At 64.7% G+C, this 24,873-nt stretch carries 23 protein-coding genes; 18 read left to right on the top strand and 5 right to left on the bottom strand.

The window, feature by feature from the left end; genetic code table 11:
* The first annotated feature begins 6 nt into the window (after positions 1–6).
* From A9K71_RS24830 to A9K71_RS24790, 9 genes are all read left to right on the top strand, one after another.
* Positions 7–2,418: a circularly permuted type 2 ATP-grasp protein gene (locus tag A9K71_RS24830; protein ID WP_067002345.1), complete on the top strand. Its 2,412-nt coding sequence runs from the start codon at positions 7–9 to the stop codon at positions 2,416–2,418.
* Entirely contained in the window at positions 2,419–3,294 is an 876-nt protein-coding gene (locus tag A9K71_RS24825) for a transglutaminase family protein (RefSeq protein WP_067002343.1), read from the top strand.
* Between the two features lie 105 nt (positions 3,295–3,399).
* Positions 3,400–4,335 (top strand): glycosyltransferase family 2 protein, encoded by a 936-nt coding sequence (locus tag A9K71_RS24820; protein WP_067002342.1) that lies wholly within the window; start codon positions 3,400–3,402, stop codon positions 4,333–4,335.
* Positions 4,335–5,207, top strand: a complete 873-nt coding sequence (locus A9K71_RS24815) for a glycosyltransferase (RefSeq protein WP_067002340.1) — start codon at positions 4,335–4,337, stop codon at positions 5,205–5,207. Before A9K71_RS24820 ends, A9K71_RS24815 begins: the two co-directional genes overlap by 1 nt.
* Positions 5,204–5,947 carry a hypothetical protein gene (locus A9K71_RS24810; protein ID WP_067002338.1) on the top strand — a complete coding sequence of 248 codons (744 nt, stop codon included), beginning with the start codon at positions 5,204–5,206 and terminating at the stop codon, positions 5,945–5,947. Before A9K71_RS24815 ends, A9K71_RS24810 begins: the two co-directional genes overlap by 4 nt.
* 74 nt (positions 5,948–6,021) lie before the next feature.
* Complete coding sequence (locus A9K71_RS24805) at positions 6,022–7,113, top strand: DNA topoisomerase IB (protein WP_067002336.1); 1,092 nt, start codon at positions 6,022–6,024, stop codon at positions 7,111–7,113.
* A gap of 106 nt (positions 7,114–7,219) precedes the next feature.
* Entirely contained in the window at positions 7,220–7,594 is a 375-nt protein-coding gene (locus tag A9K71_RS24800; RefSeq protein ID WP_067002334.1) for a YciI family protein, read from the top strand.
* Complete coding sequence (locus tag A9K71_RS24795; RefSeq protein ID WP_067002332.1) at positions 7,591–8,865, top strand: RNA polymerase sigma factor; 1,275 nt, start codon at positions 7,591–7,593, stop codon at positions 8,863–8,865. The genes A9K71_RS24800 and A9K71_RS24795 overlap by 4 nt, the downstream gene beginning before the upstream one ends.
* A 183-nt stretch (positions 8,866–9,048) precedes the next feature.
* Positions 9,049–10,560 (top strand): aldehyde dehydrogenase family protein, encoded by a 1,512-nt coding sequence (locus A9K71_RS24790; protein ID WP_067002330.1) that lies wholly within the window; start codon positions 9,049–9,051, stop codon positions 10,558–10,560.
* Positions 10,561–10,749: 189 nt separating this feature from the next.
* On the opposite strand, the gene A9K71_RS24785 is transcribed toward A9K71_RS24790, so the two are convergent.
* Complete coding sequence (locus A9K71_RS24785; RefSeq protein ID WP_067002327.1) at positions 10,750–11,616, bottom strand: hypothetical protein; 867 nt, start codon at positions 11,614–11,616, stop codon at positions 10,750–10,752.
* Between the two features lie 333 nt (positions 11,617–11,949).
* Between A9K71_RS24785 and A9K71_RS24780 the strand changes: the two genes are divergently transcribed.
* From A9K71_RS24780 to A9K71_RS24770, 3 genes are all read left to right on the top strand, one after another.
* The gene (locus A9K71_RS24780; protein WP_067002325.1) at positions 11,950–12,783 is read left to right on the top strand and encodes a GNAT family N-acetyltransferase; all 834 of its coding nucleotides are present in this window, start codon (positions 11,950–11,952) and stop codon (positions 12,781–12,783) included.
* Positions 12,784–12,915: 132 nt separating this feature from the next.
* Positions 12,916–13,686 carry an SDR family oxidoreductase gene (locus A9K71_RS24775; RefSeq protein WP_067002323.1) on the top strand — a complete coding sequence of 257 codons (771 nt, stop codon included), beginning with the start codon at positions 12,916–12,918 and terminating at the stop codon, positions 13,684–13,686.
* Between the two features lie 34 nt (positions 13,687–13,720).
* Positions 13,721–14,482 carry an SDR family NAD(P)-dependent oxidoreductase gene (locus A9K71_RS24770; protein ID WP_067002320.1) on the top strand — a complete coding sequence of 254 codons (762 nt, stop codon included), beginning with the start codon at positions 13,721–13,723 and terminating at the stop codon, positions 14,480–14,482.
* Between the two features lie 37 nt (positions 14,483–14,519).
* Here A9K71_RS24770 and A9K71_RS24765 read toward each other — a convergent pair whose 3' ends face one another.
* From A9K71_RS24765 to A9K71_RS24750, 4 genes are all read right to left on the bottom strand, one after another.
* Positions 14,520–15,623 (bottom strand): alcohol dehydrogenase family protein, encoded by a 1,104-nt coding sequence (locus A9K71_RS24765; protein ID WP_067002727.1) that lies wholly within the window; start codon positions 15,621–15,623, stop codon positions 14,520–14,522.
* A gap of 67 nt (positions 15,624–15,690) precedes the next feature.
* Entirely contained in the window at positions 15,691–17,070 is a 1,380-nt protein-coding gene (locus A9K71_RS24760) for an aspartate aminotransferase family protein (protein WP_067002318.1), read from the bottom strand.
* 36 nt (positions 17,071–17,106) lie between these two features.
* The gene (locus A9K71_RS24755) at positions 17,107–18,600 is read right to left on the bottom strand and encodes an NAD-dependent succinate-semialdehyde dehydrogenase (RefSeq protein WP_067002316.1); all 1,494 of its coding nucleotides are present in this window, start codon (positions 18,598–18,600) and stop codon (positions 17,107–17,109) included.
* 129 nt (positions 18,601–18,729) lie between these two features.
* Positions 18,730–19,215, bottom strand: coding sequence for an Lrp/AsnC family transcriptional regulator (locus A9K71_RS24750; RefSeq protein ID WP_067002725.1), 486 nt, complete (start codon positions 19,213–19,215; stop codon positions 18,730–18,732).
* A gap of 84 nt (positions 19,216–19,299) precedes the next feature.
* Here A9K71_RS24750 and A9K71_RS24745 point away from each other — a divergent pair, with 84 nt between their 5' ends.
* From A9K71_RS24745 to eutA, 6 genes are all read left to right on the top strand, one after another.
* On the top strand, positions 19,300–20,685 hold the full coding sequence (locus tag A9K71_RS24745) for a PLP-dependent aminotransferase family protein (RefSeq protein WP_067002314.1): 1,386 nt from the start codon (positions 19,300–19,302) through the stop codon (positions 20,683–20,685).
* Positions 20,686–20,821: 136 nt separating this feature from the next.
* On the top strand, positions 20,822–21,607 hold the full coding sequence (ehuA, locus tag A9K71_RS24740; protein ID WP_067002312.1) for an ectoine/hydroxyectoine ABC transporter ATP-binding protein EhuA: 786 nt from the start codon (positions 20,822–20,824) through the stop codon (positions 21,605–21,607).
* A 154-nt stretch (positions 21,608–21,761) separates the two neighbouring features.
* Positions 21,762–22,562: an ectoine/hydroxyectoine ABC transporter substrate-binding protein EhuB gene (ehuB, locus tag A9K71_RS24735; protein WP_245299776.1), complete on the top strand. Its 801-nt coding sequence runs from the start codon at positions 21,762–21,764 to the stop codon at positions 22,560–22,562.
* A 183-nt stretch (positions 22,563–22,745) separates the two neighbouring features.
* Positions 22,746–23,405 carry an ectoine/hydroxyectoine ABC transporter permease subunit EhuC gene (gene ehuC, locus A9K71_RS24730; protein ID WP_067002309.1) on the top strand — a complete coding sequence of 220 codons (660 nt, stop codon included), beginning with the start codon at positions 22,746–22,748 and terminating at the stop codon, positions 23,403–23,405.
* Between the two features lie 16 nt (positions 23,406–23,421).
* Positions 23,422–24,081, top strand: a complete 660-nt coding sequence (ehuD, locus tag A9K71_RS24725; RefSeq protein WP_067002307.1) for an ectoine/hydroxyectoine ABC transporter permease subunit EhuD — start codon at positions 23,422–23,424, stop codon at positions 24,079–24,081.
* 5 nt (positions 24,082–24,086) lie between these two features.
* Positions 24,087–24,863 carry an ectoine utilization protein EutA gene (gene eutA / locus A9K71_RS24720; protein ID WP_067002723.1) on the top strand — a complete coding sequence of 259 codons (777 nt, stop codon included), beginning with the start codon at positions 24,087–24,089 and terminating at the stop codon, positions 24,861–24,863.
* Positions 24,864–24,873: the final 10 nt, after the last annotated feature.

Genomic DNA, 24,873 nt, shown 5'->3' with positions numbered 1-24,873 from the left:
TCGAGCATGGCCAAGGGGAATCAGAAACGGGCGGGCGGCAGGCCGCGGGCGCAGAGCCTGTTGGAGCATTACCGGCCGATCGAAGGCGTCGTCGACGAGATGGTCGACGCGTCGGGCAATCCGCGCCCGGCCTGGCGGTCCTTCATCGGAGCGCTGGACGATCTGGGGGCTGAGGCGCTCGGACAGCGCTTTGCCCGCGCCGACCAATATCTGCGCGATGCCGGCGTCTACTACCGCGTCTACGACAAAGCCGGCGCCAACGAGCGCGAATGGCCGCTGGCGCATGTCCCGCTGCTGATCGACGAGAAGGAATGGGCCGAGATCAGCGCCGGCCTCGTCCAGCGCGCCGACCTGTTCGAGGCGATGCTGGCCGACATTTACGGGCCGAACCGGCTGATCGAGAAGGGAATCCTGCCGGCGGGGCTGATTGCGGCGAGCCCGGAATATCTGCGCCCGGTGGTCGGCGTCCGTCCGGCCAGCGGCCATTTCCTGCACATGGTCGCCTTCGAGCTCGGCCGCGGCCCCGACGGCCGCTGGTGGGTTCTGGGCGACCGCACGCAGGCGCCGTCGGGCGCCGGCTTTGCGCTGGAGAACCGCGTTGCCACCACGCGCGCCTTGTCTGACATCTATGGCGAGCTGCATGTGCATCGCCTGGCCGGCTTCTTCCGCCGCTTCCGTGATGCGCTGAACGGCATGGCGAAGGATTCCGGCGGCCGCGTCGCCATCCTGACGCCCGGACCGCTCAACGAGACCTATTACGAGCACGCCTATATCGCGCGTTATCTCGGCATTATGCTGCTCGAAGGCGAGGACCTGACGGTGTCCGGCGGCCGGCTGATGGTGCGCACGGTTTCGGGCCTGATGCCGATCGGCGTTTTGTGGCGGCGGCTCGATGCCGCTTTCGCCGATCCGCTGGAGCTCAAACCGGACTCGCAGATCGGCACGCCGGGGCTGGTCGAGGCGATCCGGCGCGGCACCGTCTCGGCCGTCAACGGGCTCGGTTCCGGCTTGGCGGAAACGCGGGCGCTGCTTTCTTTCCTGCCGCGGATCGCGCGGGAATTGCATGGCGAGGAACTCAAGCTGCCGAACATTGCGACCTGGTGGTGCGGACAGCAGGCCGAACGCGACCATGTGCTGGCCAATATTGACCGCATGGTGGTCGGCCCGGCGCTGTCGACACGGCTTGCCTTCGAGGACGATGGCGCGACCAGGCTCGGTTCGGCGCTTTCGGCCGGAGAGCGGGCGGATCTTATCGCGCGGATCGAAGCCGACGGGGTTGGCTTCGTCGGCCAGGAGGCGGTCACGCTCTCGACTACGCCGGTCTTTGCCGGCGGCCGCTTGGAGCCGCGGCCCGCCAGTCTGCGCGTCTACCTGGCGCGAACACACGAAGGCTGGACGGTGATGCCCGGCGGCTTTGCACGCGTCGGCTTCTCGCTCGACCCGACCGCGATGGCCATGCAGCGCGGCGGTCAGGCGGCGGATGTCTGGGTGGTCAGCGACAGGCCTGTCGAGCGGGAGACGTTGCTGCCGCAGGAGACCGACGGCTTCACCCGCACCATGCCCGGCAGCCTGCCGAGCCGCGCCGCGGAAAACCTGACCTGGCTTGGCCGCTATATCGAGCGCTCGGAAGACACGGTGCGGGTGCTGCGCGCTTATCACGTCAGGCTGGCGGAGACATCCGACCCCGAGATGCCGCTGCTCGCCGACATCAGAGACTATCTCGAACCGTTCGGCATCGAGGTCGAAACCGCGATCCCGCTTGGATTGATCGGCACATTGGACAGCGCCGTCTACAGCGCCGGCCAGATCCGCGACCGCTTCTCGCCGGATGGCTGGCTGGCGCTGAAGGATCTGTCGAAGACCATCCACAAATTCGCGGAGACGGTCGCGCCGGGCGACGACGCGACGCGGGCGATGACCGTGATGCTGCGAAAGCTTGCGGGCTTCTCGGGGCTGCTGCACGAGAACATGTACCGCTTCACCGGTTGGCGCTTCCTGGAGATCGGCCGCCGACTGGAACGTGGCATCCAGATCGCGCGCACGCTAGCCAGGCTGACAAAGGCAGACGCGCCCGACGGCGCACTCGACATGATGCTGGAGATCGGCGACAGCGTCATGACCCACCGCCGGCAATATCCGGTTCAGTCAGGCCGGCGCACGGCTATAGACCTCTTGGCGCTCGATCCGCTCAACCCGCGCTCGATCCTGTTCCAGTTCGAGCGGCTCAAGGCCGAGATCGGCATGCTGCCTTCCGTCGGGGGCGAGGGACATATGTCGCCCGCGGCGAAAGAAATCCTGCAGCTCAACACGGCGCTCGCCGTGATGGAGCCTCAGGACATGACCGCGAAGGTGCTGGACGATCTCGCCATTCAGATCGGCGATCTCTACAACAGTCTCGCCAAGGCCTATTTCGGATAAATGCTCTACGACGTCAGGCTTCATCTTCATTACGGCTATGCGGCTGCAGCCGGCGGCGGCAGGCACCAGGTGCGCGTGCTGCCGCAGACGATCGCCGGCGTGCAGCGGGTTATCGCCGCCTCGCTGTCGTTCCAGCCGAATCCGGCCGAGCGCGCGGATTTTTCCGATTTCTTCGGCAACAACGTCACTGCGATCGCCGTTCGCGACGCGCATGAGGAGCTCCACGTCAGGATGAGCGCCCGTGTGTCGGTGTCGCGGCCGGAAGCCGGCCTCGACGTCTCGCCCGACATTCACGGCTTGAGGGCGGAACTCGACGCGGTGCGTTCGCTGTCCGCCGAGGCGCCGCATCACTTCCTCGCCGCCAGCGACCACGCCGGCATCGATCCGGTAATCACGGCATATGCGCGGGAAAGCCTCGCCGGTTCGGCGATCGCCACGGCGGTCGATCTCTGCAATCGGATCCACCGCGATTTCACCTATGACGGCAAGGCAACCACGGTGCAGACGCGCGCCAGCGATGCCTTTGCGCTTCAGCGTGGGGTTTGCCAGGATTTCTCGCACATCATGATCGCCGGGCTGCGCGGGCTTGGTATCCCCGCCGGCTATGTCAGCGGCTTCCTGCGCACGATCCCGCCCAAGGGTAAGCCGAGGCTCGAAGGCGCCGACGCCATGCATGCATGGGTCAAGGCCTGGTGCGGGCGCGATGCCGGCTGGCAGGAATTCGATCCGACCAACGGCATGCGGGCGAGCAACGACCATATCACGGTGGGATACGGCCGCGACTATTCCGACGTGGCGCCGATTGTCGGCGTCCTGAAAATCACCGGCGAGCAGATCGGCGAGCAGGCGGTCGATGTCATCCCGGTCGCTGCCTGAAGGCGCACGATCGGTGATGCGGCTGCTTCTCAAATCGCGATCCCGCCGCTATCTTGCCGCCGGACCGTGGACCGGCCTGCCGGGCACTTGCGCGGAGTTCAATTGTTGACATCGGTCAGCATCATCATTCCAGCACACAACGCGTCGGCAACCGTTGCAGACACGTTGGCAACCTTGCGCTCGGAAGCCGAGATCATCGGCGAAGTGATACTGGTCGACGATTCCTCGACGGACAACACGGCGGCCGTGGCCGCGGACGCAGCCTCGCGGCTGGCGCTGCCGTTCCGGATCATCCGGTCCAATTGTCGAGACGCGGGCGGCTCCCGCAATCTTGCGCTGGCCGAGGCGCGCTTCCCCTGGATCTATATGATCGACGCCGACGATCTGCATATCGAGGGCGGGTTGCGGACGCTGCTGTCCAAGGCCAGGGCCAAGCCAGGCGCCGATATGGTGGTCGGCGCCTACCGCCGGCGGACCGATGGCCGGGACCGACAGTTCAAAACGCCGGCCGGCTACATGACTGCCGGACTCGCCAATGCCTCCGCCTATGTGGATGGCAGGATACGGTCGATTGCCGTCGGCAGCGCGCTGGTGTCGCGGCATACGGTCGGCGACACGCGCTTCCCGACCGGTCTTGCCTACGACGAGGACACATTGTTTTGGGCGCGGGTTATGAGCAAGGCATCGCTCGCGGTCGTGAGGCAACCGATCATGATCTACTTCGTATCGTCGGACCGTTCGGATGACCGCTTCGCGATAAAGCCTGCGCGACGCTTCCTCGAATGGCGCCTGGCGCTGCGCGAACTCGCCGACTGCGGCATTGCGAAATCGTCGTTGAAAGCGAGGGAAGGGCTTGTGGCGCTCAAGATCGCCCGCGTACACTACGCTCGCGGCGATCTCGAAACGGCGGCAAAATTCCTGGCGGTTGCCGAAGCGGCGCCCAAGGTTTCCACCGACATCTGGCGCTGCATGCGCTACCGGCTCAAAATCGCGGCGCGGCGCCGGTTCCCAGCCCATCGCGTCCAGCTGCAAAGTGCCTGATGGCCGACGGGCCGGAACTTGCAGTCGTGGTGATAGGTTTTCGGGCTCCGACCGATCTGGTCGCGGCGGTCAGGTCGGTGCTCGGCCAGAACATCCCGCTCGAGGTGGTGGTCGTGAATTCCGGCGGCGGGAATGCCCAGGCGCTTCTGGCCAATGCCGGACTCGACGTGCCAGTCATCGAGTGCGAAGAAAGGCTCTTTGCCGGGGCCGCGAGAAATCGCGGCATAGCGGCGACGAAAGCTCCTTTCATCGCCTTTCTCGCGGATGATTGCCTGGCATGCCCGCGATGGGCAGAGGTCCGGCTGCGCCATCACCGGGAAGGCGTCGCGGCCGTGGCAAGCGCCATCGCCAACAGTCATCCGCGCAATCTGGTCGCGTGCGCGGCCCATCTCGTTACCTATATGCGGCGCCTGCCAGGTCTTCCCGCTCATAAGGCACTTCGCTACGGTGTTTCTTTCGACCGAAAATTGTTCGATCGGTATGGGCTATTCGACGAACAAATGGCGACGGGAGAAGACACGGAATTCCTGGAAAGGCTGCCGAAGGCGATAGTGCCGCTATGGGAGCCGGCGGTGCTTACCGTCCATCGCAACGAGACACGGCTGATCCGAGTGATTGTCGACCAGTATCTGCGCGGATACCGATATGGGACCTACCTCAAATCCGTTGGGCACCGAAAGCCATTGCGGATTTTCAAAGGGGTGTTTCGGGACCGGCGCAATGTCGGCAAGTTCGCAAAAGAAGGCCTGGCCGAAGAGGATAGACGTTTCGCGATGTTATCGCTGCCGATCGTATGGGCGGCATTGTTCGCAAAATCTCTGGGGGCAGCCGTCGGCGTAACGCATGGCGATAGGACAGGCACGCGGCCATGATCACCATGGAGATGAAGCAGCCGCGCCGGCGGCGCGGTCGATGGCTTTGGTCGCGGCAAAGGATCGTCGCCATTTTCAGCTATCGCTACGACGCGCATCTTGTGCCAGACCTCCTCGCCAATCTCGACGCAATCGTCGATGGCTGGATCGCCTATGACGATCGGGCGGCGGATGCGGTCTTCAGCAATGAACCGCAGAGGCGGCGCGCGCTCGTTGCCGCGGCTTATGAGGCGGGTGCCGATTGGCTTTTGGCAATCGATCCGGACGAAAGGCTGGAAGATGCCGTGGCCAGCCGGATCGGCCAACTGACCAGCGGGTCCAGGCGCAATGCCTGGGGATTTCGACTAAGGGAGATGTATACGCCGGCAAGCTATCGCATCGACGGCGTCTGGGGCCAAAAGATGCAGCACAGGCTTTTCCCCGCCTATCACCCGGATCTGAGCCGCTCGCAAGGGCTGCATGAGGCCTGGTTCCCCGAAGATCTGCGCTTCAAGCTTCGGGACAGCGGCCTTAATCTTTATCATTTGAAGATGATCGAGCCGAAACGGCGCGTGGCACGTCGCGACCTCTACAATCATCTCGATCCGGAGCAACGTTTGCAGCAGATCGGCTACGACTATCTGACGGACGAGTCGGGAGCGGTTCTGGAAGCGATACCGGCCGGGCGAGACTACTTTCCCACCCATGTCGACGACGGCAGGCTTTGGATGGCTGAGGTGTCCGCCGACCGGCGGAGCTGAAGGACGCCCTCTGGGGACGGCGGAACCAGCCGCTGTCGCGCGGCTTATCTACGGACCAGTTCCGTGGAGTTACCATGCTGCAACGAGCACAATCGTCCTTCGGCCGCCTGGCGGGTGGTCTGGAAATACAAGGGAACGGCGCGCAGAGTTCCGCCGAGCGCGCCGCGCTCAGCTATGTCAGCGATGCCGATCCGGGCATCCGGCGCCTGAGAAAAGGCAAGGGATTTTCCTATGTCGGCCCGAACGGGAGTGCGGTCACCGCGGCGACGCTCGACCGTATCAAGGCGATCGTCATTCCGCCGGCGTGGACGGATGTATGGATCTCGCCCGACCCGAACGGCCATATCCAGGCGACCGGCCGGGATCAGCGCGGACGCAAGCAGTACCGCTATCATCCGCAGTGGACCGAGGAACGGGACGGCGTCAAATACTCCAGCCTCGTTGCTTTCGCGGAAAGCCTGCCCTCCTTGAGGCGCCAGGTCGATGCCGATCTGCGCCGTCATGGACTGCCACTGGAGCGCGTTGTCGCCTCTGTCGTCTGGCTGCTCGACAACACCATGATCCGTGTCGGCAATGCCGCCTATGCCCGCGACAACAAGAGTTTCGGCCTGACCACGCTGCGCGACCGCCATGTCGAAATCACCGGTTCCAGCCTGCGCTTCTCCTTCATGGGCAAGTCCGGCAAGGAATGGAAGCTGAAGCTCGTCGACCGACGCATCGCCAAGATCGTGCGCGGCGCGCAGGACCTGCCTGGCCAGAAGCTGTTTCAGTATCTTGATGACGAGGGAACACGCCGGCCGCTGCGGTCGGAGGACGTCAACCGCTATATTCGCGAGGCATCTGGCCCGGAGTTCAGCTCCAAGCATTTTCGCACCTGGGGCGGCACCATCCATGCGGCATCCCTGTTCGCGCAGGCGGAGTTGCCCGAGAGCATCACCCAGAAAAACCGCGTGATGAACAGTGTCGTCGACAAGGTCGCCGAACGACTCGGCAATACGCGAGCCGTCTGCCGCCGGTGCTATATCCATCCGCTCGTATTCGAGGCGTGGGCCGAAGGGAAGCTGCTCGGCGAAATAGCCGAAGCCAACAAACGAAAGCGCCTTATACCGGGCCTCGACGAGGAGGAGACGCTGGTGCTGAGATGGCTGCAGGCGCGCGAAGCCTGACCACCAGGAGGATAGCGTAAACCCTCGATAGCCCTACAACTTTTTTGTCGACCTTGTGTCGGGAAGGGTCCTACTGTTGCGTCCTTTGATACGGAAAGGACGCGCCATGCTTTATGCCATCCTCTGCTATGCCTCCGAAGACGTCGTCTGCTCCTGGAGCAAGGAACAGGACGAGGAGGTCATGGCAAAGCTCCTCAACGTACAGGACAAATACGCCAGGGCAGGCCGGCTGGGGCCGGTGGCGCGCCTGCTGCCGACCACAGCCGCGACGACGCTCCGCAAGGTCAAGGGCGAATCGGTGGTGCTCGACGGCCCGTTCGCCGAGACCAAGGAGCAGTTCCTCGGCTTCTACACGCTCGAATGCAATCACCTGGACGAAGCCGTCGAGTTCGCCCGCGAACTCTCCGAGGTCAATCCGAGCGGTGGTTCCTACGAGATCAGGCCGATCTCGGTCTTCAATCCGACAAAGGTTCCCGCATGACCGAGCTTGCCTGGATCAGCAACGCGATCAGCACCGCCCGTCCGCAGGCGATGGGCGCGCTGCTGCGCTATTTCCGGGACCTCGACGCCGCGGAAGAAGCTTTCCAGGATGCGTGCCTGAGGGCGCTGAAGAACTGGCCGAAAAACGGCCCGCCGCGCGATCCGGCGGCCTGGCTGATCTTCGTCGGCCGCAACAGCGGCATCGACGCGGTGCGCAAGCGCGCCAAGCAGGCGCCGATGCCGGAAGAGGACCAGATCTCCGATCTCGAGGATGCCGAAGGCGATATGGCCGAGCGGCTCGACGGCGCGCATTATCGCGATGACATCCTGCGGCTCCTGTTCATCTGCTGCCATCCGGACCTGCCGGCGACGCAGCAGATCGCGGTCGCGCTGCGCATCGTCTCCGGCCTGACCGTCAAGCAGATCGCGCGGGCCTTTCTCGTCGGCGAGAGCGCCATGGAGCAGCGCATCACCCGGGCCAAGGCGCGCATCGCCGATGCCGGCGTGCCGTTCGAGACGCCAGGCGCGGTCGAGCGTTCCGAGCGCTTGGCGGCGGTCGCGGCCATGATCTATCTGATCTTCAACGAGGGCTATTCGACCAATGGCGGCGAGGCGCCGGCCCGCGCGCCGCTCTGCGAGGAGGCGATCCGGCTCGCCCGGCTGCTGCTCAGGCTGTTTCAGCAGGAACCGGAGATCATGGGGCTGACGGCGCTGCTGCTTCTCCAGCATGCGCGCGCGCCGGCGCGCTTCGACGCGCATGGCGAGATCGTGCTGCTCGAGGATCAGGACCGGTCGCTCTGGAGCCGCAAGATGATCGACGAGGGCCTTGCCCTGGTCGACAAGGCGCTGCGTCATCGCAAGCCTGGCCCATACCAGGTGCAAGCGGCGATCGCGGCATTGCATGCGCGGGCGGCAACACCCGAGGATACGGACTGGACCGAGATCGACCTGCTCTACGGCTTGCTCGAGCAGATGCAGCCGTCGCCGGTAGTGACGCTGAACCGCGCTGTCGCGGTAAGCAAGGTGCGCGGCCCCGAATCGGCGCTGGCAATGATCGAGCCGCTGGAAGATCGGCTGGCAGGCTATTTCCACTTCTTCGGCCTGAAGGGCGGCCTGCTGATGCAGCTTGGCCGCAGCGAGGAGGCGCGCGTGGCCTTCGACCGCGCGATCGCTTTAGCCAATACCGCCGCCGAAGCCGCTCATATCCGCATGCATATCGACCGGCTGATCAAGGAAAGCACCGAGACGTCGCAGGCCAAGAAGGCGCGCTGATCCCACTTTCACTGCTGGCCCAATTTTGCGCGCCGGGGTTGGACCATCCCGGGGTGGCGGTTTTTCCCTGAAACGAGTAATGCCACGCCATGAAAGCGCCGTCGTGCCTCAGGGCGGCGACAAGACGTGGCGCAAGGCTTCGACGCTCGCCATATCCAAGGCGAGATCTGAAAAGGAACAAACATGACGATTGCGAAGGAAACGGCCTCACTTCTGGAGAAACTTGGCGTCGCCAAGGATACGCTTTCCGGCGGCGACCTCATCGTGCGCAGCCCGGTGACGGGCGAGCAGATCGCGGCACTGAAGTCGATCTCGGCGGTCGATGCTGGCAAGGCTATCGATGCCGCGCACAATGCCTTCCAGGCCTGGCGGCTGGTGCCGGGGCCGAAGCGGGGCGAACTGGTGCGCCTGCTCGGCGAGGAGTTGCGTGCTCACAAGGCGGAGCTCGGCCGGCTGGTGTCGATCGAGGTCGGCAAGATCCCGTCCGAGGGTCTCGGCGAAGTACAGGAGATGATCGACATCTGCGATTTCGCGGTCGGTCTTTCCCGCCAGCTCTACGGCCTGACCATCGCCACCGAGCGCCCTGGACACCGCATGATGGAAACCTGGCATCCGCTCGGCGTCGTCGGCGTGATCTCGGCCTTCAACTTCCCCGTCGCGGTGTGGTCGTGGAACGCGGCACTTGCACTCGTGTGCGGTGACGCGGTGGTGTGGAAGCCGTCGGAAAAGACGCCGCTGACGGCGCTTGCCTGCGAGGCGATCTTCGAGCGCGCCGCCAGGCGTTTCGCCGATGCGCCGGAAGGCCTGCTCCAGGTGCTGATCGGCGACCGCGCCGTCGGCGAGGTGCTGGTCGACCATCCGAAGGTGCCGCTGGTCTCGGCCACGGGCTCGACCCGCATGGGCCGCGAGGTCGGTCCGCGGCTGGCCAAGCGTTTTGCACGCGCGGTGCTCGAGCTCGGCGGCAACAATGCCGGCATCGTCTGCCCGAGCGCCGATCTCGACATGGCGCTGCGCGCCATTGCGTTCGGCGCCATGGGCACCGCCGGCCAGCGCTGCACGACGCTCAGGCGTTTGTTCGTGCATGAGAGTGTCTATGACGCGCTGCTGCCGCGCTTGAAGAAGGCCTATCAGAGCGTTTCGGTCGGCAATCCGCTGGAGACCTCGGCGCTGGTCGGTCCGCTGATCGACCAGGCCGCCTTCGACAATATGCAGAAGGCATTGAAAGAAGCGGAAGCACATGGCGGCAAGGTGACCGGGGGCAAGCGGTTCGAGAACGGCCATCCCGATGCTTACTATGTGCATCCGGCGCTCGTCGAAATGCCGAAGCAGGTTTCGCCGGTGACGGAAGAAACCTTCGCGCCGATCCTCTATGTGATGAAATATGCCGATTTCGACGAGGCGCTCGACCTGCACAACGCGGTCGGCGCCGGCCTGTCGTCCTCGATCTTCACCCGCGACCTGCAGGAATCGGAGCGCTTTCTCGGCGTCGACGGTTCGGACTGCGGCATCGCCAATGTCAATATCGGCACGTCGGGCGCCGAGATCGGCGGCGCATTCGGCGGAGAGAAGGAAACCGGCGGCGGCCGCGAGAGCGGCTCGGACGCCTGGAAGGCCTATATGCGGCGCGCCACCAACACGGTGAACTTCTCCAAGGCGCTGCCTTTGGCGCAAGGCGTGTCGTTCGACATCGACTGAGGACATAGAGCGGTTCACCGTTTCACGGAAACGGCAAATCGCCCTATCTCTTTGATTTGACAATTCCGGACGGAAGACCGTTTCACACTTTCCTGGAATTGCTCTGAGCGCCGCGTCATGGTCGAAGCGGCTCAACGGCGCGTCTCTTTGCGCGCCGTCACGGCAAGCTCGGAGCAGGCGCCGCGGCGCTCAGCCTTCGCTCGCGCCGGAAAAACACGCCTCGAAGGCTGCGTCGACGATCGCGAGCTTGGCTGCCTGAACGGCCATATACTCGTCGAAGAACTGCCGCGACACCCACATGACGGAATGTCCGCGCTGCCCGACCCAGCCGATGCTGCCGAGCGCCTCGGCGTCGCGGAGCTTGCGCGCCAGATGCGTGCGCGACAGTTTCAGCCAATGCGCGAATTCGCTGATCGAAATGACGCCGGTCGGAATCTTCTCGAGGCTGGCGTCCTCCGGATCGATACCCGACATCAGCCAGTCCATGACGATGCCGCCGTTGTTGAGCCAGATGAACAACGAGAAGGTTTGCTGGGGTTCCCGCACCGGAATGGATGCAAGCAATCCGTCGCAGATCAATGGCTGCAGCTTGGCCAGCATATCGGGGTGTTCAAGGAAAGTCGTCAGCCGGGCTCCGCCATCGATGCGGTCGAGCGTTCGCAAATGGGCATGTATCCAGCCGGTAAAGGTCTCGATTGTGGCCGCGGTCACCCGCAAGGGATGAGTCCGGCCATCGCCACGCGATGAAATGTATTCGGCGACGTTGTAATGGAGCATTTCCTTGACGAACGCTTCGGCGGTGTTGCGGCTGGCGACTGAGTTGCGGCGCACGACCTCGATGAAACGCGCTACGGTCATTTCGGTGCGGCGGTCATCGGGGTCGCGCCTGAAATGCAGCGCAAGTCCGACATGGCCGAGCAGCCAGCGCTGCTGGGTGGCAAAAACGGCGGCAAGGCGCGGGCTGGTTTCGTAGATATGGATGAGCGCGCGCGACTGCTCCTTGACACCGCGCAGAGCTGCCGGATGACTGGCGATTTCTTCGGCGCTCAAGGGCATTTCCTGCGGCACTCCATTCAATTCGAAGCAACGACCAAAGAAGATTCCCCGCCTTCCACGGTCGTGTCCAGTTACCCATTGGAACAACAGCTGATGTTTCGGCGCGTTCTTGCTAACCCTTTGCATCGATTCGAAAAACCCGGATAATAATCCGCTCGACGGTCTAGCGTTCAATGGGCGGCCTCTTCGCCGAATCGGCGAAGTAGCATCGACGCTTGGGCTTCGTGAGTGGACAGGTCGGCAACGTCCAAAACCGGTCTTTGCAACCTGCTGGCGGCGACCTATCCTGGAGGCTTGAAATCCGTTGCCTCTAGGCCGCCGCCGAGTGAAGCCATGCCGAGAACGATCCGGACGCTGACCGCCAGCGAGGTGGAAACGCTCGTCGAGTGGGCGGCGGGGGAGGGATGGAATCCGGGCATCGGCGATGCCACCGCGCTCAGGGCCGCCGATCCGGAAGGATTTGTCGGTGCCATCGTCGGCGGCGAGATGGTGGCCGGCATCTCGGCCGTCGCCTATGGCGCGGAGTTCGGTTTCATCGGCCTCTATATCTGCCGGCCCGATCGGCGCGGTGAAGGCCATGGCAAGGCGGTCTGGGATGCCGGCATGGCTCGGCTCGGCGACCGCATTGTCGGCCTCGACGGCGTAGCCGAGCAGCGGGCCAACTACCAACACAAAGGGTTCGTGCCGGCTTATGAGACCGTCCGCTTCAGCGGTCGTCCGGCGGGACTGACCGGGGGGCGGGAAATCCGGTCCGTTGAGGCCGCCGAGACAGCCGAGATCCTGGCCTATGACCGCCAGTGCTTTCCGGCGCCTCGGGAGGCCTTCCTGCGGGAATGGCTGCGGCCGCCCCGGATCGCGATGATGTCCACTGGCTCGACCGGCCTTGCCGGCTACGGCGTGGCGCGCCGATGCCGCGAAGGTTTCAAGGTCGGTCCGCTGTTCGCGGATGACATGGAAACAGCTCTGGCTTTGATGGTGGAACTGACGGGAAGGACGGCGGGCGAAGCCTTGCATATCGACGTGCCGGCCACTCAGATCGGCTTTACCGCCGTGCTTCAGGCTGTCGGCATGGTCCCCGGTTTCACGACGACCCGCATGTACCGCGGCGGGAAACCAGGCAATGCGCCGTCGAAGGTTTTCGGCATCACGACGCTGGAGCTGGGGTGATCGCGAAGCGAATGGCTTCGGTCCTGTGATCATTGATTGTCGGGCTTGGCGCATGCGAGATGTCTCTCCGACGTGGTTCGGATGCCGGACCGTGTCTCGCCGCAACGCTCATCGCACAGCGGAGGTTGTCGAATGGCTGGAAGAACCGTCCTGATCGCGGGCGGCGCCGGGGGAATGGGTCTTGCGACGGGGCTGCGCCTGGCGGCTGACGACGAGCGGATCGTGCTCGCCGACCTTCCCGGCGCGAAACTCGACGAGGCCGTGTCAAAGATTGCTGCCACCGGTGCGAACGCGATCGGTCTGCCGCTCGACGTCCGTTCCGTCGCCGCCTGCCGGGAGGTTGTGGACAAGGCGCGCGAGTGGGGAGGCGGCCTGGACATTCTCGTCAACGCCGCCGGCGTCTGGCTCGAGGGAGCGGCAAGCGAGGTCCGCGAAGAGCAATGGGACCTGGTGCTGGATGTCAATCTCAAAGGCGCCTTTTTCCTGATCTCGGCCGCCATTCCGCACCTGTCGGCGGCGCAGGGCGTTATCATCAATATCGCCTCCGACGCGGGCATCGTCGGCAACAGCGGCGCGGCGGTCTATTGCGCCTCCAAAGGCGGGCTGGTGCTGCTGACCAAGGCTCTCGCCCTGGAGCTTGCGCCGCACGGCATCAGGGTCAACGCCGTCTGTCCTGGCGACACGGCGACGCCGATGATCGAGTATCAGGCAAGGACCTATGGCGGAGATGACCCGGACGGCTACAAGCGCCGGCTCCTTGGGCACTACCCGCAAGGGGAAAGAGCACGGTTCATCGGCGTGGAAGAGATCGCCTCCTTCATCCATTATCTTTGCCAGCCCGGCGCGGCGCCGATCACCGGGGCCGCGCTTTCGATCGATTTCGGCATCAGCGCCGGATACTGACTCGCGGCATTGGCGTCATCGCCTTGGAGGGCTCATGACCACGTTTCGCAAATCCCGCACGGCGCTGGTGACCGGCGCGGGCGCCGCCGACGGCATCGGCGTCGCGGTGGCGCGCGCACTCGGCGACGCCGGGCTTGCGGTCGCGATCACCGCCTCGTCGCATCGCGTCGAGCAGCGCGCTGAAGAGCTGCGGGCGGAGGGGCTCGACGTTCGTGCGGTGGTGGCCGATCTGACGCGTGCAGCGGATGTCGAGCGGCTCTGCTCGGAGGTCGGCGAGATCGATATCCTCGTCAACAATGCCGGGATGGGAACGGTCGCTCAGCCGGCGCTGCAGCGGCGATTTCTCGATCTCAGCGAAAGCGACTGGGACCGCGGCATCGATGTCAGCCTGAAGACCACATTCCTTGCCACACGCGCATTTCTGGCCGGCATGGTAGAGCGCGGCCATGGACGCGTGGTGAACATGGCCTCGGTCACCGGCCCTTACGTTTCCAACGAAGGCGAGGCCGCTTATTCCGCCGCCAAGGCAGGCATGGTCGGGCTGACGCATGCGCTTGCGCTGGAGGTCGGCCGCAGCGGCGTCACCGTGAACGCCGTGGCGCCGGGCTGGATCGCGACGGGCGCCTCGACCCCGGAAGAACTCCTCGCGGCGCAAAACACGCCGCTTGGACGCGCCGGCACTCCGGAGGAGGTCGCCGCGGCTGTGCTGTTCTTGGCGTCCGACGGCGCCAGCTATGTCAACGGAGCCGTCATCGTCGTGGATGGCGGCAACACCCTTCAGGAGCGCAAGGGCTGACCGCCAAGGTCAACCCGTCGACCGCCGCCATCGGCCGCTACTTGTTCGTGTCGGCAATGGCGTCCGGCACCACCACCAGCTTGCCGACGAAATCCTTGGCCATGAAGTCGGTCTGGGCGCGGTGGAAGTCCGACAGCTTGTAGACGCCGCCGACCAGCGGGCGGATCTTCTTCTCCTCGATGTAGCGCACGATGCGGCGGAAATCGGCCCTGGTGCCCTGGCTCGAGCCGTGCAGCTGAAGCTGCTTCAGATACATGGTGCGCAGGTCCAACTGCACCACCGGCCCCGCGATGGCGCCTGCGGTGGTGTAGCGTCCCTCGGGCCGCAGGATGCGCAGCAGATCATTGAAAATGGCGCCGCCGACAAGGTCGGCGACCACGTCGATGGGTTGGCCAGCGGTCGCTTCGTTGACGGCGGCAGGCAGGTCGGCCACGCCGCGCGTGACCACTTTCTCGGCGCCGATGTCGAGCACCGCTTGCTCCTTGCCCTTGCCGACCACGGCATAGGGAATGGCGCCCCGCGCCCGCGCCAGCTGCACGATGCCGGAGCCGACACCGCCGGAGGCGCCGGTGACCAGCACCCGTTCGCCGGCCTTCAAGCCTGCACGTTCCAGCATCTGCTCGCCGGTGAGATAGGCGCAGCAGAAGGTGGCGAGCTCGACATCGCTCAAATCGGTATTGACGACATGCGCGTTCTCGGCCGGCAGCGCCTGGTATTCGGCATAGCCGCCGTCACGGCCGTGGCCCATATAGTCGATGTCGGCAAGCGAATCGTCGTCACGGTTGTAGATGGAGAAGTCGACCATGACGCGTTCGCCGATGCGCTCGGAGGGTACGCAGTCACCGACGGCGACGATGGAGCCCACCGTATCGGTGCCCTGGATGCGCGGAAAGGTCAGCGTGTTGCCTTGCCGGCGCCAGGTCGACACGGCGGCCGCGTCTTCCTCCGTGCCGTAGCCGCCCTGGCGCACCCAGACATCGGTGTTGTTCATGCCGCAGGCGCTGACCTTGACCAGCACCTCGCCGGCAGCCGGCGGCGGCACCTTCACATCGGTGCGATAGACGAGTTTTTCCAGGCCGCCGTGGCCGGTGAGTTGCACGGCGGCCATCGTGGCCGGGACGGTCCTGGTCATGGCATTCATGTCGGTCTGTTCCTTTGCTTTCACGCAACTCCGGACGGAAAACCGTTCACACCTTTCCTGGATTGCTTCAGAGGCTGGCAAACACGCTGTTCACGGCGTCGGCGGTCTTGGCGACGATGGTGTCGGCCTCCTCGCGCGTCAGGCAAAGCGGCGGCGCGAAGCCGAGGATGTCGCCCTGCGGCATGGCGCGGCCGATGACGCCGCTTGCCGCGAGCGTCGTGGCGATCTGAGGGCCCACTTTGAGCGCCGGATCGAAGAAGACGCGATCGTCGCGATCCCTGACGAACTCGACCGCAGCCAGCATGCCGTCGCCGCGGACCTCGCCGACGTTTCTGTGGCCGCCGACGGCCTTGGCCAGCTCGGCGCGGAAATAAGCGCCGGTCTCGCCGGCATTCCTGACCAGATCCATTTCGTCGATAAGTTCGAGATTGGCGACGCCCGCGGCGACGCAGATGGGATGCGCCGAATAGGTCCAGCCGTGGCCCAGCGAGCCCAGCTTGTCGGAACCCCTGACCAGCACCTGCCAGACCTTGTCGGAGACGATGACGCCGGAAAGCGGCGCATAGGCAGACGTCAGGCCCTTCGCGATGGTGATCAGGTCCGGCTTGATGCCGTAATGGTCGGAGCCGAACATGGTGCCGAGACGGCCGAAGCCGGTCACCACCTCGTCGGCCACAAGCAGCACGTCGTATTTGTTCAGCACCGCCTGGATCTTTTCCCAATAGCCGGCGGGCGCCGGCACGATGCCGCCGGTGCCGAGGATCGGCTCGCCGATAAAGGCCGCGACCGTGTCCGGGCCCTCGGCAAGGATCATCTCCTCGAGCTTGTCGGCGCAATATTGCGAAAACTGCTCCTCGCTCATCGAGCGGTCGGCGCGGCGGAAATAATAGGGGGCCTCGGTGTGCATGATCGGCGCGCGCGGCAGGTCGAAGGCGTTGTGGAACAGCTCGAGCCCGGTCAGCGATCCTGTCATGACGCCGGAGCCGTGGTAGCCGCGCCAGCGCGAGATGATCTTCTTCTTCTCCGGCCGGCCGAGAACGTTGTTGTAGTACCAGATCAGCTTGATGTTGGTCTCGTTGGCGTCGGAGCCGGAGAGGCCGAAATAGACCCTCGACATGCCCTTCGGCGCGCGGTCGATGATCATCTTGGCGAGCGTAATCGAAGCCTCGGTGCCGTGCCCGACATAGGCGTGATAATAAGCGAGGTTCTTGGCCTGATCGGCAATGGCATCGGCGATCTTGTGGCGGCCATAGCCGACATTGACGCAATAGAGGCCGGCAAAGGCATCGATGCTCTTCTTGCCGGTGTTGTCCCAGACGGTGACGCCTTCGCCGCCGGCCATGATGCGTGCCGGGGACTCGCCCCGCGCATGCGTGCCCATATGCGTCGAGGGATGGAAGAAGTGGTCGCGATCCCAGGCCGAAAGTTCGTTGGACTGTTCGAGCATCTTTTTTCTCCTTGCAGGGAATTCTTCCGGCGTGCGCTAGGCGACGTCCAGACAAAGGTATTTCAGATCGGTGAAGGCTTCGAGGCCATGGCGCGAGCCTTCGCGGCCGATGCCGGACTGCTTGACTCCGCCGAACGGGATCGGCGCGCCGGTGATCTTCACCCGGTTGATCGCGACCATACCGTATTCCAGCGCGCGACCCATGCGCGCCTGGCGCGCGCCGTTCTCGGTCACGACATAGGCGACGAGACCATATTCGGTAGCGTTGGCGCGGGCGACGACTTCCGCTTCCTCGTCGAACGGGGTGACGGCGGCGACCGGGCCGAAGGTTTCCTCATGCATGATCAGCGCCTGGTCCGGCACATCGACGAGCAGCGTTGGCTGATAGAACAGCGGCCCGGCCGCATGGCGCTTGCCGCCGATGAGGCAGCGCGCGCCGCGAGCCAGCGCGTCTGCGACCTGCTCCTCCACCTTCTTGAGGGCGCGCTCATGCATCAGCGGGCCGATATCGGCGTCGGGTGAAAGCCCGTTGCCGGTGCGCAGACGCTCGATGCGACGGGCGAGGGCGGCGCAGAAGCGGTCATAGATCTGGCGCTGCACATAGATGCGGTTGGCGGCAAGACAATCCTGGCCGGAGGTGGCGAATTTGGCGTCGAGGGCGATCGTCACCGCCTTTTCGATATCGGCATCACCGAAGACGATCAGCGGCGCATGGCCGCCGAGCTCCATGACCAGTCGCTTCATCGTCGGCGCGCTCTGCGCGGCAATCAGCCGGCCGACGTCGGTCGAACCGGTGAAGCTCATGGCGCGCACCCGGGCGTCAGCGCACATCGCGCCGACGATGGTGCGCGCATCCCCGGTGACAACGTTGAAGACGCCGGCGGGCAGACCGGCACGCTCGCCGAGCTCGGCCAGCGCCAGCGCCGAAAGCGGCGTTTCCGAGGACGGATGCGCCACCACGGTGCAGCCGGCGGCAAGCGCCGCAGCGGCCTTGCGGGTGAGCATGGCCGACGGAAAGTTCCATGGGGTGACGACGCCGACGACGCCGAGCGGCTCGCGGCGAACGGTCATCTGAGCATTCGGCAGATGGCTGGTGACGCTTTCGGCATTGAGGCGCTTTGCTTCCTCGGCATACCACTCGACGAAGGAGGCGGCGTAGTCGATCTCGCCCACCGATTCCTTTAACGGCTTGCCCTGTTCAAGCGTCATCAGCAGCGCCAGGTCGTCCTTGGCGGCGATGATCAGCTCGAACCATTTTCGCAAGATTCCGGCGCGCTCCTGCGGCAGCGCCGAGCGCCAGGCCGGCAGGGCACGCGCTGCAGCGCCGACAGCCTCCGCCGTTTGGCTTGCGCCGAGCGCGGCAACGAAGGCGACTGTGGCGCCGGTGGCCGGATCAGTGACTGCGAAGCTCGCGGCCGAGTCGCCGGCCGTCCAATGTCCCCCGATATAGCCGAGATGGCGCAGCAGCCGGTGATCGGCGAGACGATCCAGTGCTTCGTGGCGGTGTGGGCGTGCAAAATGCGCGGACATCGTTTGTCTCCCGGTGCCAAGGCGATGCGGAGAGATTAGCCGCGCGACCGAGACAGAGAGGCTTTTTCGTCAGCCGCCAGGAGAGAGATTGTCTCTCATCGCCCGCCGGGCCAGACGATCTCTCCGGCTTCAGCCTGGCAACAGGTCGGCGACAGGCACCACGGACTCCTCCTTCACCGTCTTGGTGACGATGTAGGTGAAGTAGCGGTCGATGCCGATCTCGCGTTCCAGCAGGGCGTCGACCAGCCGCTGATAGGCGTCGATGTCCCGCGCCATCACTTTCACCACATAGTCGACGCCGCCGCCGACCGACCAGCAGGCGACGATCTCGGGCACGTCGCGGATGACCCGCTCGAAACGGTCGAAATCGGCTTGCCGGTGGCTGGCCAATGTCACCTCCATCAGCACGGTCGCCACCGGCGCGATCGCGCGCATGGCGATTGCGGCGTGGTAGCCGGAGACGATGCCAGCCTTTTCCAGCTTGCGCAGCCGCATCCAGCAAGGCGTCGGCGACAGGCCGACCTTCTCGGCCAGCGCCAGCTTGGTGATGCGCCCGTCGCGCTGGATGGCGTCGAGGATCTTGAGGTCGATCGGATCGAGTTTCGCTGCCGCCATGCCGGCCCCGCTTTTTGTTCCGGCCACCATGACGATGCATTATTTCGATTGTCAATTGCACTGATTTCGATCTCTAATAAAGTCATGACATTATGGCAGCCAGATCCTGCGCTCATCCGCCGCCCGGCCTACCTCTCGCTGGCCGATCAGTTCGCGCGCGCCATCCATGACGGAAAGCTCGCCAATGGCGCGCGACTGCCGACGCACCGGCGGCTTGCCGACGACCTGAAACTTTCGGTCCAGACGGTCAGCCGCGCCTATGAGGAACTGATCCGCCGCGGTCTGATTGCCGGCGAGGTCGGCCGCGGCAGCTTCGTGCAGACGCAGCGCCGCGAGCCGGAGCCGCCCTACCTTCCGGAACGGTTGGGCGAGGTCATCGACCTCTCGATCCTGAAGCCGGTCTGCGAGCCGATGCATCTGGAGAAGCTGAAGCAGGCGTTGGGGTGGCTGGCCGAGAACCTGCCGTCGAGTTCGGCGCTGTCGTTCCGGCCGAACATGGTGTTCCCGCGTCATCGCACGGTGGCGGTCGAATGGCTGAAGCTCTGCGGCCTCGACGCCTCACCGCAGAACATCAGCCTCACCAACGGCGCCACCGCCGGCATGACGGTAGCGCTGATGAGCGTCGCACCGCCCGGCTCGACGGTCGCCACCGAGGCGATCGGCCACCACACGCTGGTGCCGCTCGCCCGCTATCTCGGCTTCAATCTCGAAGGCCTGCCGATCGACGACAACGGCCTGATCCCGGAAGCGTTGGACGAGGCCTGCCGTCTCTCCGACATTCGCGCCGTTTTCGTCCAGCCTTCGGTCATCAACCCGACGGCGAGCTTGATGGACGCCAGCCGGCGCGAGCAGATCGCCGCGGTCGCGCGCAAACATGACATCGCCATCATCGAGAACGACGTGCTCGGGCCGCTCGTCGAAGGCCGGCCTCCGGCGGTTGCCGCCTTCGCGCCCGAGCGGACGCTCTACGTCACCTCCTTCACCAAGATCACCGTGCCCGGCCTGCGCATCGGCTATCTCGCGGTGCCCGACCGCTATGTCGCGGCCGTCGCCAACCGCCATCTCGTCTCGAACTGGATGGCGACGCCAATGGTGGCGGAAATCGCGACGCGGTGGGTGAACGACGGCACGGCTTTTGAGTTGGTCAACTGGCAGCGCGGGGCGCTGAGACGCCGGCAGGAAATCGCAGCCGAAATGCTGGCCGGTGTCGACTATCGCTCCCATCGCGACGGGCTGCATCTGTGGCTCGAATTGCCGGGCGACCGCGCCGAGGAAAGCTTCGTTGCGCAGGCGCGCCTGCGCGGCGTGGCGATTGCCCCGGGCACGTCGTTCCGCATCGCCGACACGCCGTGGCACCCGGCCGTGCGCATCTCGCTCGGCTCGACCACCGAAGGGGAACTGCGCGCGGGCTTGAGCGTTGTCGCCAAGCTCCTGCTGGGCGATCCGGAGCATCTTCTGCTCGCCATCTGATGCAAATGCGGAGCGCCAATTGCCCCGAAATTGTGCAGCGCTCGAAAAATTGTCATGATATTATTTTCCTAATTGACATGATTTAGCGCGTTTCGCATCGTTAGGACCATAGGCCGCTTTAGAACGGGGAAATGGATTGCCCGCGCCCATCATCAAGGTCGACGCCATTTCGAAAAGCTTCGGCGCCTTCAAGGTGCTCGACGGCCTGTCGATGCAGGTCATGCCAGGCGAGAAGCTGGCGCTGATCGGCCCATCCGGATCGGGCAAGACGACGATCCTGCGCATCCTGATGACGCTGGAAAAGATCGACGGCGGCCATATCCAGATCGACGGCGAGCAGCTCTATCACATGGAGCGCAACGGCCAGCTGGTGCCGGCTGACGAGCGGCACCTGGCCAAGATGCGCCAGAAGATCGGCATGGTCTTCCAGCTCTTCAATCTGTTCCCGCACAAATGCGTCATGGACAACATCACGCTGGCACCCATGCTGACCAAGGGCGTGGCGCGAGCCGCCGCCGAAAAACGGGCGATGGAGCTGCTCGACATGGTGGGCCTCGCCGATAAAGCCAAGAGCATGCCGGCACAGCTTTCCGGCGGCCAGAAGCAGCGCGTCGCGATCGCCCGCGCGCTGGCGCTGTCGCCCAAGATCATGCTGTTCGACGAGGTCACCTCGGCGCTCGACCCCGAGTTGGTCGAGGAGGTGCTCAACGTCATGCGTAAGCTGGCCGCCGAAACCGACATGACGATGCTGCTCGTCACTCATGAGATGGGCTTTGCCCACGACTTCGCCGATCGCGTGCTGTTCTTCGATCGCGGCAGGATCGTCGAGGAGGGCAAGCCCGATGAGATTTTCCGCCATCCCAAGCAGGAACGCACGCAGGGCTTCCTGAAGAAGATCATCGCGGCCGGACATCGCGTCTGACCGCCATGCCAGGGCGGCGAAGCCGTCCCGAAAGCCAGAAACGGGTGGCAAGTACGCCATCCGAACCGAGCGAACCAAGAAGAGAAACAAGGAGTTGGGAACGATGAAGAAACTTGGCATCCTGGCTGGCGTCGCCGGTCTCGCCGTAAGCACCATGCTGCTCGCCTCCGGCGCGCGTTCAGCAGACGACGCAAAGCTCGAGCAGCTCAAGCAGCAGGGCTTCGCCCGCGTCGCCATTGCCAACGAGCCGCCCTACACCGCGGTCGCCGCGGACGGCAAGGTCTCGGGCGCCGCACCCGACGTAGCGCGCGAGATCTTCAAGCGCCTCGGCGTCAACGATATCGTCGCCTCCATCTCCGAATATGGCGCCATGATCCCCGGTCTGCAGGCCGGCCGCTTCGATGTCGTCACCGCCGGCCTGTTCATGAAGCCCGAGCGCTGCGCGGCTGTCGCCTATTCCGAGCCGGTGCTGTGCGATGCGGAAGCGATGCTGGTGAAGAAGGGCAACCCCAAGGGCTTCAAGAGCTATGAGGACGTCGCCAAGGACACGTCGGCCACTATCGGCGCGCCGGGCGGCGGCACCGAGGAGAAGCTGGCGCTCAATGCCGGCGTGCCGCGCGACCGCGTCATCGTCGTGCCGGACGGCCAGAGCGGTCTGAAGATGGTCCAGGACGGCCGCATCGACGCCTATTCGCTGCCCGTACTGTCGATCAACGACCTCATCAAGAAGGCCAACGATCCGAACCTCGAAGTGATCGCGCCGGTGCAGGGCGCGCCGGTCTATTGCGACGGCGCCGCCTTCAAGAAGGGCGACGAGGCGCTGCGCGATGCCTATGACGTCGAGCTCGCCAAGATGAAGAAGTCCGGCGAGTTCGCCAAGATCATCGAGCCCTACGGCTTCTCGGCCAAGGCGGCGATGTCGACGACGCGCGAGAAGCTCTGCGTGGCGAAGTAATCTCCCTTCTTCCCGCTTGCGCGGCGAGAAGGTCGCTCGAAGAGCCGGATGAGGGGCGGCGCGCCAGCATTTCAAGGTCAGCGCTGCCCCTCATCTGCCTGACGGCATCTTCTCCCGTGGGCGGGGACAAGGCTGTCGCAGCCTCTCGCAACGACTGCAAACGTTAGGAAAATTTGAAACTCAATGACCCAGTGGTCCGGCTATCTCGGCCTGATATTGCAGGGAGCGCTTGTCACCATCGAGCTGACGCTGATGGGGTCGGTGCTTGCGCTCGTCATGGCCTTTCTCGCCGGCATGGGACGTGTGTCGCGCTTCTTCATCGTGCGCGCGATTGCCACGACCTATATCGAGTTCTTCCGCGGCACCTCGATCTTCGTGCAGCTGTTCTGGGCCTATTTCGTGCTGCCCTTCGCCGGTCTGTCGCTGACGCCTTTGCAGGCCGGCGTGCTGGCGCTGGGGCTCAATGTCGGGGCCTATGCGGCGGAAGTCGTGCGCGGCGCCATCCTGTCGATCGGCCGTGAGCAATATGAGGCCTGCACGGCACTCAATCTCGGCCGCTGGCAAGGCATGCGCCACGTCATCCTGCCGCAGGCGCTGCTCATCATGCTGCCAACCTTCGGCAACAATGCGATCGAGCTGCTCAAGGCGACTTCGGTGGTATCGCTGATCTCGCTTGCCGATCTCACCTTCCAGGCGCAAGTGGTGCGCTCGCAGACGGGCAGCACGCTAATGCCCTTCCTCTCAGTTCTCGTCATCTATTTCGCGCTCGCGCTGATCATCTCCTGCGGCGTGCGCTCGCTGGAGCGCCGCATGGCGCGCGGTCTCGACGGAGTGCGTGTCTGATGGAATGGGCCCACTGATGGAATGGGATTGGAACTTTGTCTGGGAGATCATGCCGACCCTGATCCAGGGGGTGAAGATCACGATCCTGGCGACCGTGCTCGGCTCGATCCTGGCCGGGATCGTCGGCCTGGCGATCGCGCTGGCGCGGCGCTCGCCTAACCGCACGGTGTCGCGCAGCGTCGGCTGGTTCGCCGAATTCATCCGCGGCACGCCGCTTCTGGTGCAGCTCTATTTCATCTTCTACGTGCTGCCCGATATCGGCATCCTGCTGCCGCCCCTGGTGGCGGGCGTCATCGGGCTTGGACTGCACTACGGCACCTATACGGCCGAGGTCTATCGCGCCGGTATCGACAATGTGCCGCGCGGCCAGTGGGAGGCCGCCAAGGCCTGCAATCTTAACGGGCGCCACACCTGGACGCATGTCATCCTGCCGCAGGCGATCCCGCCGATGATCCCGGCCTTGGCCAACTACTTCATCGCCATGTTCAAGGAGACACCGCTGCTTTCGGCGATCACCGTGCTGGAGCTGATGAACCAAGCCAAGAGCGTCGCCAATACCTATTACCGCTACATCGAGCCGATGACGCTGGTTGGCGCCTTCTTCCTCGTCATCAGCCTCTGCTCCGTCGTGCTGTTGCGCTGGCTGGAGCGTCGTTACGGCAGGATCGAGAGATGAAAGTCATGAAACCGTTGCCCGAAGTCGAGCTGGCATCGACCCGGCCCGCCCTCGATGCGCGCCCGCTCGAAAAGCGCGTCGGGCTGATTGCTTTGGCCACCGATCATACCAGCGAGGTCGACTTCCGCCGCATGGTGGCGAGCGAGCGGATCGGCGTCTATGTCGCGCGCATCCCCTACGCCAATCCGACGACGCCGGACAATCTGCGCAAGATGCAGCCCTCGCTTTCGACGGGCGCGGCACTGATCCTGCCGGACGAGACGCTCGATGCCGTCTGCTATTCCTGCACGTCTGCTTCCGTGGTGATCGGCGACGCCGAGATCGAGCAGGCGATCCAGGCGGCCAAGCCGAATGTTCCCGTGGTCACGCCGCCCATGGCCGGTGTGCGCGGCCTCAACGCTTTCGGCGTGAAGCGGATCAGCATTCTCACCCCTTACACTGTCGAGACCAGCCGGCCGATGGCCGCCTATTTCGCCGCGCACGGCTTCGACATCGAGAGCGTCACCTGCCTCGGCTTCGAGGACGATCGGGAGATGGCACGCATCGAGCCTACCTCGCTCGTCGATCTGGCGCGCAAGGCGACGCATGCGCAGGCAGATGCGCTGTTCGTTTCATGCACCGCGCTACGCGCGGCGCTCGCCGTTCCAGGCATGGAGGAGGCAATCGGCCGCCCGGTCGTCACCAGCAACCAGGCGAGCGCCTGGAACTGCCTGCGGCTTTGCGGGGACGACACGGCGCGGCCGCAGTTCGGCCGGCTGATGACGAAGCCATTGGCCCGGTGAGCGGGCATGC

The organism is Mesorhizobium sp. WSM3873 (genome assembly GCF_001672445.1).
Classification (GTDB): Bacteria; Pseudomonadota; Alphaproteobacteria; order Rhizobiales; family Rhizobiaceae; genus Mesorhizobium.
The sequence above is the reverse complement of the archived record's forward strand: the minus strand, read 5'-3'. Positions and strand labels throughout refer to the sequence as shown.